Here is an 8,412-nt window from a genome sequence, read left to right as displayed (position 1 = left end):
GGCCGGGGCGGTCGGAGGGCCGCCGCCGGGGCCGGGATCCGGCCGGGCGACGGTCACGCCTGACGGCGGGGCGCCGCCACGGCCAGAGCACACAGTAGACGGTGGCGGCTCCGCAGTCATCCCGCGTTCGGGGCGCGGACGCGCAGTGTCACGGTGACCTTCCTCTCGATGTCCGTCCCCGTTGATAGGTTTGCAGTGGAGCGGCGGCCGCGCCGGCGCGGCGACACCGCTCCCGGCCGGCCGCAGCCCCGCGCCGGCGCGGGCGGTTCCCACGGAGAGGTGGCGATGATCTCATGACGACGCTGGCGGAGAGGGCCGAGGCCCTGGCCCGGTCCGCACATGCGGGGCAGACGGACAAGGTGGGCGCGGACTACATCGGCCATCCCGGCCGGGTGGCGGCGAGGACGGCGCTCATCGCGCCGGAGGCCATCCGCGAGGAGGCGGTCGCGGCGGCGTGGCTCCACGACACGGTCGAGGACACCGAGGTGAGTCTGCGGGCGCTGCGGGAGCAGGGCTTCCCGGAGTCCGTGGTGGATGCCGTGGACAGGCTCAGCAGGCGACCGGGCGTGACGCCGGAGGAATACTTCGCGCGGCTGCGCGGGAGCGCGGTCGCGCGGATCGTCAAGGTCGCGGACCTCATCGACAACACCACGCCGGAACGGGCAGCGCAGCTGGACGCGCCCACGCGTGAGCGCCTGCAGGAGAAGTACACCCGTTCGTGGCAGCTGATCCTCGGCGAGGTGTAAGGGCCGGCCCTCACACGGCCACGCGGCAGCAGCCCAGAAACCGCGCGGCGTCGTGGAGCAGGCACCGCTTATTGACGGGATCATCGCTCGGGAGGCGCGGGAAATCAGCGCGGAGAGCGCAGCAGGTGATGTTTCACCCAGTGACGCCCCCGGCAGGTTGCCGTGGCCCTTATCCTTTTCGTCATGAGCACTGACCTGACCTCCGCGCTGGAGCGGCTGTCGGAGCTGGAGGACCCGGCGGTGCGCGCGGCCAATGAGAAGCGCGGCGACGACCACGGGGTGAATCTCAGCCGGCTGCGCGCTCTGGCGAAGTCGATCCGGAAGGACCACGCGCTCGCCGTCCGGCTGTGGGACGCCGGTGACACCGCGGCACAGCTGCTCGCCCTCCTCGTCTGCACCCCGCGGAAGTACACGGTCGCGGATCTGGACTCGATGGTCCGTTCCACGCGTGCTCCCAAGGTGCACGACTGGTTCGTCAACTACGTGGCGAAGAAGTCCCCGCACGCTGAGGAGCTGCGGCAGAAGTGGCTCGCGGATGCCGATCAGCGAGTGGCCTCCGTGGGTTGGGCCCTCACGGCCCAGCGAGTGGTGAAGGACCCCGAGGGCCTCGACCTCGATGCGCTGCTCACGCGGATCGAAGGGGAGATGCGGGACGCGCCCGCAGACCTCCAGTGGTCGATGAATGAGACCCTCGCCCAGATCGGCATCCACCATCCCGCTCTGCGCGCGCGTGCGGTGCGGATCGGCGAGGATCTGCAGGTGCTCGCCGACTACCCCACCTCTCCCGGCTGTACCTCCCCGTTCGCCCCGGTCTGGATCGCGGAGATGGTGCGCAGGAGCGGAGAATGACGCTCGCAGGAGGGGAGAGGACCGCCGAGGCCGCGTGCGGGCTGGGAGTGCTCACCGACGGCGTGCACCGGCAGCGCGGGCGCGCGGGGCTTCTCTGCCGGAGCATCCGCTTCGGGGAGATCAGTCTCATGGGCGCGCGCGGCACAGCGGTGGAGCTGGTCGGGAGGCCGGAGGCGCAGCAGGCTGAGATGTTCGAGCTCGCCTTCCTGGGCAATGGGCTGATCAGCCACGACGGGTTCCGCGAGGGCACGCCGGTGCCGGCGCGCCTGCTCCTGGTGCCGCCCGAGGCCTCGGGCTCCGTGCGGCTGCTGGGCAGCTGGGAGCTCCTCGTCGTGGGGCTGCCGTGGGAGGCGATGGAGTCCTTCGTCCCGAATCTGCCCCGCCGGCCCGATCTCTTCACGGACACCGCGCTCCTCGAGGACTCCATGCATGCGTTCGCGCACGAGGTGCTGGCGGCGGAGAAGCCGGCCACGGCGATCGAGAGCTACGCGGTGGGGCAGCTGCTCGTGGAGATGGGCGGTGCCGTGCTGCTCAATCGTCTGGGCGGATTCCGCTCCGCGGGCAGTCCGCAGGCGGTGCTGCGGGACAGGGCGATGGCGATCATCGCGCAGCAGTGCACGGACGTGGAGCTCACTCCCGCGCTCGTGGCGGAGGAGGTGCAGTCCTCCCTGCGGCAGGTGCAGGCGGTGTTCGCAGAGGCCGGCACCACGGTGGCCGGGGAGATCCGCAGGCAGCGGGCGCGTACGGCCAGGGGTCTGCTGATCGACAGCCGGTTCGACGTGCTCAGCGTGGAGGCGATCGCGGAGCGCTCCGGGTTCGGCACCACCATGAGCATGCGGCGCGCTCTCAAGGACCATTACGGCACGAGCCCGCGGGAGCTGCGCAAGAACCGGTGAGCGTGCTCTGCGCGGTGCCCGTTCCTCGGCGGACGCGCTGCGCCCGTTCCCTGAGGATGCGCGGCATGCTCCGCGGGCGGTGACTGCGGCAAGCCGTGTTGTGAGGGGAGGCTGCCGGAGCAGATGTCCGAGGTGTCCGCTGACTGAGAAGATCACGTTCCGTGACGCTCAGAAGCAACAGTACGCGCAGGCTTGGATCGAGACGCGAAGAGTTCGACGGTGAGCCTTCTTCTCCCTCGGATCGCGGCTTAGATTCATCGTCGGATGGAGATCCCCGGTGAGTTCGCTGGGAGCATCTCCTCGCTCAGCGAACTGCTGTTCCGCACACCCATCACACTGAGGAGTCTTATGACTGACGCGCTCACCAACCAGGGCATCTCCCGCCGGTCCGTCGCCAAGGGCGCCGCCTGGTCCGTCCCCGTCCTCGCCGCCGCGGTCTCCGTGCCGATGGCCTCCGCCTCCACGGCGGAGAGCTACGACGTGGGCGTCTCCGCCAGCTGCGTCGGCAACTACGATCTCGACCAGCTGCGGTCGGGCCTCGGCGACACTGTGCGCTCCCTGCCGGGTGGAGTACTCCTCGCGCCTCTCATCACCCCGATCACGAACACGCTCGTCGACACCCTCAAGGGCCTCCTCTCCGGCCTCGGGTTCGAGGAGTTCGAGAGCCGCGGCTTCAACATCCAGGCCGTTGAGGGCACCGTCCCCGCCGGCACGCAGTTCACGCTCTCCGGCGGCGGGCTCATCAACATCAACCTGCTCGAGGACGCCCTCGGCGGCGCGGGTGCGAACGCCCTCGGCCTCGTCTCCATCAACGGCGACGACGCCGTCATCGAGCTCACCCGCGACCTCGCAGAGGGCGAGACCCAGCTCATCAGCCTCCGGGGCGATGCGGTGGACCTCTCCGTGGGCGGCACCGTCACCTTCGGCCTCGTGGGCAGCGACAACCCGTCCACCGCTCCGGGCCAGCCCAACACGTCCTCGCAGAACTTCGTCGTGGTCGAGACCAGCCTGGGCAACCTGAACCTGGTCAACGACCTCATGGACGCGGTCGAGGGCGTCCCCGGCATCGGCGCTGTCCTGAGCCTCATCACGACGCCGCTGCGCAACGCCCTCTCTGCGCTCACCGTCACTCTGCAGCTCTGCCCCGGCCAGGAGCCCCCGGCCGGCGCCTGAGCCCGGGACTGAGTCTCAGGTACTCTGCTCCCATGTCGATGAGCCCCGCCGAGTTCGCTGCTGCGTTCTCGGCGGGGCTCCTCGCATTCACGCTCATCGCTTCCGGCGCCTCCAAGGCGGGGCGCACCTCCGGCACACTCGCGTCGATGATGACGCTCCGGGTGCCGGAACCTCTGCAGCGCCGGTGGGTGGCCGGGCTGGTTCCGGTCTGGGAGATCGGCCTCGCGGCTGCGCTCCTCGTGGCTCCTGGGCCGTTCCGTGCACTCGCCGGTGGTGCGGCTGTCCTCACCATGCTGGTCTTCACCGTGCTGATCGCCGGTGTGCTGCGCCGGGGAGAGGAGGCGGACTGCGGGTGCTTCGGCCCGTTCGCAGCCACGGACCGGGTGACGGGCTGGACTCTGGCGCGCAACATCGTGCTCGTGCTCGCAGCGGTCCTCGCGACCGCAGGCACCTGGTCCGCTCCTGCGCTCCTGCAGGTCCTCGTCCGCAGCGACGCTCTCTCACTCGTCTCGCTCTGCCTGGGCTGGGTGCTGGTCGCCGTCCTCGTGCTGCTCCGCACCCGGACCGTGCTCCGGCGCGAGCTGCGCAGGGCACCTCGTGCCATGAGCGGCATGGGCGCACTGAGCCCGGCGGTCCACGCGCCGGGAACCACCGCCTCCGAGACCGGCGCGCGCGGCGCAGAACCCGGCGCTCGGGCTGTGGCCTCGGGCGGCCGTGTGGGCGGCTCCGGCGGCGATGGCGGTGCGGGCGGTGCGGCCTCGGGCGGTGAGGGTGCAGGCGGAGACGCGGCCGGCCTCGGCGAACCCGACGGCTGGGAGCCTCCGCCGCTGTCACCGGCCTCCATCGCCCTGGGGCTCGATCCGGCGCGACCCGGCGAGGTGCGCATGGGCGAGCAGATTCCCCGGTCGGAACTCGTGAGCGCCACCGGCATCACCCAGGAGCTGCCGGACCTCGGCGACGGCCGGCCCACGCTCCTCCTCTTCCTCAGCACCAGCTGCGGCAACTGCCATCCGGTGGCCGAGCGCGCCGCGGGATGGGCCGAGGAGCTGGCCCCACTGCAACTGCGCGTCGCCACCTCCTCCACGCCTCGGGAGATGGAGCGCATGTTCCCTGCGCTCCTGCCCTACACGCGCTACGGTGCCGCCTCCGCGCTGAGCCGGCTGGGCGTGCAGCGCAGCCCGGCGGCGGTGCTGCTGGGCGGGCGCGAACAGCCGGTGATCGCCTCGCCGCTGGCCTACGGCCTGCAGGAGATCGAGGGGCTGGTGGAGGCCGTCAGCGGCGCTCGTTGAGCGTGTTCCCCCGCTGTGTGCGGGTCTCCTGCCCGTCACGGTCGGTCGCTTCCACTCCCAGGCCCTCGGCTCGCACCGGGCGGACGAGGAGTGCCCAGGCAGGCGGATGCCGCAGGGAGACGACCCCCAGCACCCGCTCCACCGGCCCCGTCCCCAGTGTTAGTCCCCAGGCTGCGGCGAACAGCAGGCAGACGGCGAAGAACAGCAGCAGGACCAGCACGTGCGCGGCGGTCCCCGCCTGCTGCCAGAAGGCCATGCCGGGGAGCGCGTGGAGGAACCACGTGAGCAGCGGGACGTGCAGCACGTAGATCGTCAGCGGCATCCTGCCCACCAGCGTGAGCGGCGCGCAGAGCACCCGTGCCCCTCTGCGCAGACGCGCGGCACGGGAGTCCACGAGCAGTGCTGCGGCTCCGTAGACGGCCAGCGCACGCCCCAGGTCGTAGAGCATCTCCGGGTAGCCGCCCCGCACCATGCCGCCGGCGGCATCCTGTCGCCCCACCAGCACCCAGGCGATGACGGTGACGACCAGGCCTCCGGCCGTGAGCGCCGCGCAGCGGACGCCGCTGTTGCGCACGTGCCGTGACAGCACGATGCCCACCAGCAGGAACGGCAGCAGCCAGGTCACGTGGTAGGCCCGGCCGGTGAAGAGCCATTCGAGGACGTATGCCAGCGGATGCCCGGACACCTGCGGGTTCAGCAGAGCCGGATGACCGGCGAACAGTGCTCGCACGGCGTCCACCGCGGGCGGTGCGGCGGCGAAGACGAGCGCGGCGCTCACCAGGAGCCAGCGGGACCGGAGGAACAGGAACGGCAGCGCGGCGAGGAACGTCATGCCGAGGTAGGAGAGCACCACATCGACATGTGAGGTGGTCTGGGAGAGGGCGAGGCCCAGCAGGATCAGGGCCAGGCCGCGGAGCGCGTACTCGAGGCGGAACCTGGATCGCTCTGCACGGCCCATCGTCTGTGCGGTGAGCAGCGCGATGCTGGAGCCGGCGGTGAACATGAAGAGCGGCGTGGCGGCCCCGCTCAGAGCGGAGACGGCGGAGAGCAGCCCGTCCGGAAGCGCGCCCTCCACGAGGATCCGCGCATGCGCCCAGATCATCCCGATGATGGCGAGGCCGCGGATCACATCGATGGCGACGACGCGGGGTCGTGGTGCCGGCGTCCTGCGTCCGGCAGCGGCCGTGCTCATCCGTCCACACCTCCGAATCGGCCCAGCGGCCAGATGATGCTGAAGGCCTCGCCGGTCACGTCCTCCGTCCGCACCCAGCGGACGCAGTCTCCCGCAGGCTCCGCGGCGGCGCTGCGGCACTGCGTGATCCCGTCGGAGCTGTTGCCGCGGTGATCGCCGAGCATCAGCAGGCGGTCTTCGGGCACTGTCACGGGCGCGAAGCAGCGCTGCGAGCGCGCCTCTGTCTCACAGTCCATCCGGCCCGCCTCGAACGGCAGGTCGTCGAAGACATAGGGCTCGTCCAGTGGCTGACCGTCGACGAGCAGCCGGCCCTCCGCATCGCAGCACTCGACCGTCTGCCCCGGTGTGCCGATCACCCGCTTCACCAGCATGTGCTTGGTGCCGGGTCCGATGCCCAGCCAGTCACCCGCCACGCGCTTCACCAGCTGTTTCGCGGAGTGGGTGAGCGAGGCCTCGGGTGCGGGAGTGTTGGACGGCCAGAGGTCCTCCTGCGTGTGGAAGACGACGACGTCCCCGTTCTCCGGGGTGCCGTCCGCCCAGGGCGCGGCGTAGGCGAGCCGGTTCACCAGGATCCGGTCGCCCACCTGGAGCGTCTGCTCCATCGAGCCGGACGGGACCTGGAACTGCTTGACCAGGAACGCCTGCACGAGGCCCAGCACCAGCAGGGCCGCGGCCAGATGGGTGAGAGGGTGGCCGGCGATCCGCCGAGGCAGAGGGGGGCGCGGTGCGGTCGCACCGTGAGCCTGCGCATGAGTATCTTCCGACATGAGGACTTCAGTTTCTCATGAGCGCGGGGTGCGGCCGGCAGTTCAGGGGTGCTGCGCCTCTCCCTGCGGGGCGCTGCGCAACCGGCTCAGCGTGACAGCTCAGCTCCGCATTCCCCACGCAGCTCCTCCCCATACACAAGTTACGTCTGCGTAGCGGCCGTGGTGGGCGGCCGCTACGCAGACGTAACTTGTGTATGAGGGGGAAGTTCGCGCCTCAGGCGGCTGCGGCCTCGGCACCCGTCCGGGCCTCGGCCGCGGTCTTTCGCTTGTCGATGCTGCGGCAGAGGGTGGCGAAGAGCGCGCCCGAGACGTTGTGCCACACGGAGAAGACGGCACCGGGCAGGGCCGAGAGCGGATCCATGTACTGGGCGGCGAGCCCGGCGGCGAGCCCGGAGTTCTGCATGCCGACCTCGATCGCGGTGGTGCGGCGAGAGGGCACCGGCAGGCGGAAGAGTGCCGCCGCGCCGTAGCCGAGCGCCATGCCGGCCACGTTGTGCAGGATGACCGCCACGAGCACCAGAAGTCCGGCGGAGACGATCGTCTCCGCACTGCCGGAGACCACGATCGCGACGATGACGGAGATCGCGAGGACGGAGAGCCAGGGGAGGACCGGCAGCAGAGCCTCGGTGATCCTGGGCAGCAGCATGCGGATGACGATCCCGGCGAGCACCGGCAGCAGGACGACGTTGACGATGGTCAGGGCCATGGAGCCGCCGTCCAGCGGCATGTACTGGCCCGCGAGCCAGAGGGTGAGGAGCGGGGTCAGCAGCGGCGCCAGGAGGGTGGAGATGGAGGTCATCGTCACCGACAGCGCCACGTCCCCGCGCGCCAGGTAGCTCACGACGTTCGAGGCGGTGCCGCCGGGCGCGCAGCCCACCAGGATGACACCGGCGGCGATGAGCGGCGGCAGATCCAGCAGGGTGACGATGCCCAGCGCGACCAGCGGCATGATCACGTACTGGGCGACGACGCCCAACAGCACAGGCACGGGACGCTTGATGACAAGGCCGAAGTCGACGGGGCGGAGCGTGAGGCCCATCGTGAGCATGACGACGCCGAGCATCGGGTTCACCGCAGGCGCTGCCTGGGAGATCGTGTCCGAGAAGAAGAAGCCCGCGAGTCCGCCCGCGATGATGAGGAGGGGGAAGACGAGGACGGCGAAGTAGCCGCTCCTGTCCTCGGCCCTGGCCGCCGCGGTCGCGGCATCGTTCTCTGCGCCGTGCTGTGTGCTGCGGGCCGCAGTGCTGTCTTCCTGTGCGGGCGTGGGCATGGTTCCTCCGAGTGCGTGGGTGTGTGAGCGCGTCTGTGCGCCACGGTCACTGTACTCAGCAGGGAACAAGGCACTCTGCTGTTCCGAAATGCGGGCGAAGCTCGGACGGCCGAGTGAGCGGGCGCACGTGACGCCGGGATCCTCCAGCGGAATCCGCTCAGGCGGAGGGGCGGATCCGGAAGCGGTGGGGCGCCTCCGGGCCGGAGCGCGGAGGGGCGGAGTCCCGGGGG

The 8,412-nt window shown here is 70.9% G+C and carries 8 protein-coding genes; 5 read left to right on the top strand and 3 right to left on the bottom strand.

The genetic code is table 11. The features are described from left to right. The first annotated feature begins 293 nt into the window (after positions 1-293). The 5 genes from Q0A33_RS05870 to Q0A33_RS05850 all read left to right on the top strand — a co-directional run bounded on the left by Q0A33_RS05870 (position 294) and on the right by Q0A33_RS05850 (position 4,953). Positions 294-746 (top strand): HD domain-containing protein, encoded by a 453-nt coding sequence (locus Q0A33_RS05870; RefSeq protein WP_291794387.1) that lies wholly within the window; start codon positions 294-296, stop codon positions 744-746. A 183-nt stretch (positions 747-929) separates the two neighbouring features. After that, positions 930-1,595, top strand: a complete 666-nt coding sequence (locus tag Q0A33_RS05865) for a DNA alkylation repair protein (RefSeq protein WP_291794385.1) — start codon at positions 930-932, stop codon at positions 1,593-1,595. Then, positions 1,592-2,491, top strand: coding sequence for a helix-turn-helix domain-containing protein (locus Q0A33_RS05860; RefSeq protein WP_291794383.1), 900 nt, complete (start codon positions 1,592-1,594; stop codon positions 2,489-2,491). The genes Q0A33_RS05865 and Q0A33_RS05860 overlap by 4 nt, the downstream gene beginning before the upstream one ends. A gap of 264 nt (positions 2,492-2,755) precedes the next feature. Continuing rightward, a complete protein-coding gene (locus Q0A33_RS05855; protein ID WP_291794381.1) occupies positions 2,756-3,664 on the top strand; it encodes a hypothetical protein in 909 nt (302 codons plus the stop codon). A 32-nt stretch (positions 3,665-3,696) separates the two neighbouring features. Continuing rightward, positions 3,697-4,953 (top strand): MauE/DoxX family redox-associated membrane protein, encoded by a 1,257-nt coding sequence (locus Q0A33_RS05850; protein WP_291794379.1) that lies wholly within the window; start codon positions 3,697-3,699, stop codon positions 4,951-4,953. Here the strand turns inward: Q0A33_RS05850 and Q0A33_RS05845 are convergent. From Q0A33_RS05845 to Q0A33_RS05835, 3 genes are all read right to left on the bottom strand, one after another. Further along, positions 4,937-6,145 (bottom strand): acyltransferase family protein, encoded by a 1,209-nt coding sequence (locus Q0A33_RS05845; RefSeq protein ID WP_291794377.1) that lies wholly within the window; start codon positions 6,143-6,145, stop codon positions 4,937-4,939. The genes Q0A33_RS05850 and Q0A33_RS05845 overlap by 17 nt on opposite strands. After that, positions 6,142-6,912: a signal peptidase I gene (gene lepB, locus Q0A33_RS05840; protein WP_291794375.1), complete on the bottom strand. Its 771-nt coding sequence runs from the start codon at positions 6,910-6,912 to the stop codon at positions 6,142-6,144. The genes Q0A33_RS05845 and lepB overlap by 4 nt, the downstream gene beginning before the upstream one ends. A 214-nt stretch (positions 6,913-7,126) precedes the next feature. Next, the gene (locus Q0A33_RS05835) at positions 7,127-8,182 is read right to left on the bottom strand and encodes a bile acid:sodium symporter family protein (protein WP_291794373.1); all 1,056 of its coding nucleotides are present in this window, start codon (positions 8,180-8,182) and stop codon (positions 7,127-7,129) included. Positions 8,183-8,412: the final 230 nt, after the last annotated feature.

Source organism: Brevibacterium sp., from assembly GCF_022712115.1.
GTDB lineage: Bacteria > Actinomycetota > Actinomycetes > Actinomycetales > Brevibacteriaceae > Brevibacterium > Brevibacterium salitolerans.
Note: the sequence above shows the minus strand (reverse complement) of the source record. Positions and strands in the feature narration are given on the sequence as shown.

Excerpts from the sequence above, each read along its gene's own strand:
- lepB (WP_291794375.1), bottom strand. The coding sequence starts at position 6,912 with ATGTCGGAAGATACTCATGCGCAGGCTCACGGTGCGACCGCACCGCGC.
- Q0A33_RS05865 (WP_291794385.1), top strand. The coding sequence starts at position 930 with ATGAGCACTGACCTGACCTCCGCGCTGGAGCGGCTGTCGGAGCTGGAG.
- Q0A33_RS05860 (WP_291794383.1), top strand. The coding sequence starts at position 1,592 with ATGACGCTCGCAGGAGGGGAGAGGACCGCCGAGGCCGCGTGCGGGCTG.
- Q0A33_RS05850 (WP_291794379.1), top strand. The coding sequence starts at position 3,697 with ATGTCGATGAGCCCCGCCGAGTTCGCTGCTGCGTTCTCGGCGGGGCTC.
- Q0A33_RS05855 (WP_291794381.1), top strand. The coding sequence starts at position 2,756 with ATGGAGATCCCCGGTGAGTTCGCTGGGAGCATCTCCTCGCTCAGCGAA.
- Q0A33_RS05870 (WP_291794387.1), top strand. The coding sequence starts at position 294 with ATGACGACGCTGGCGGAGAGGGCCGAGGCCCTGGCCCGGTCCGCACAT.
- Q0A33_RS05845 (WP_291794377.1), bottom strand. The coding sequence starts at position 6,145 with ATGAGCACGGCCGCTGCCGGACGCAGGACGCCGGCACCACGACCCCGC.
- Q0A33_RS05835 (WP_291794373.1), bottom strand. The coding sequence starts at position 8,182 with ATGCCCACGCCCGCACAGGAAGACAGCACTGCGGCCCGCAGCACACAG.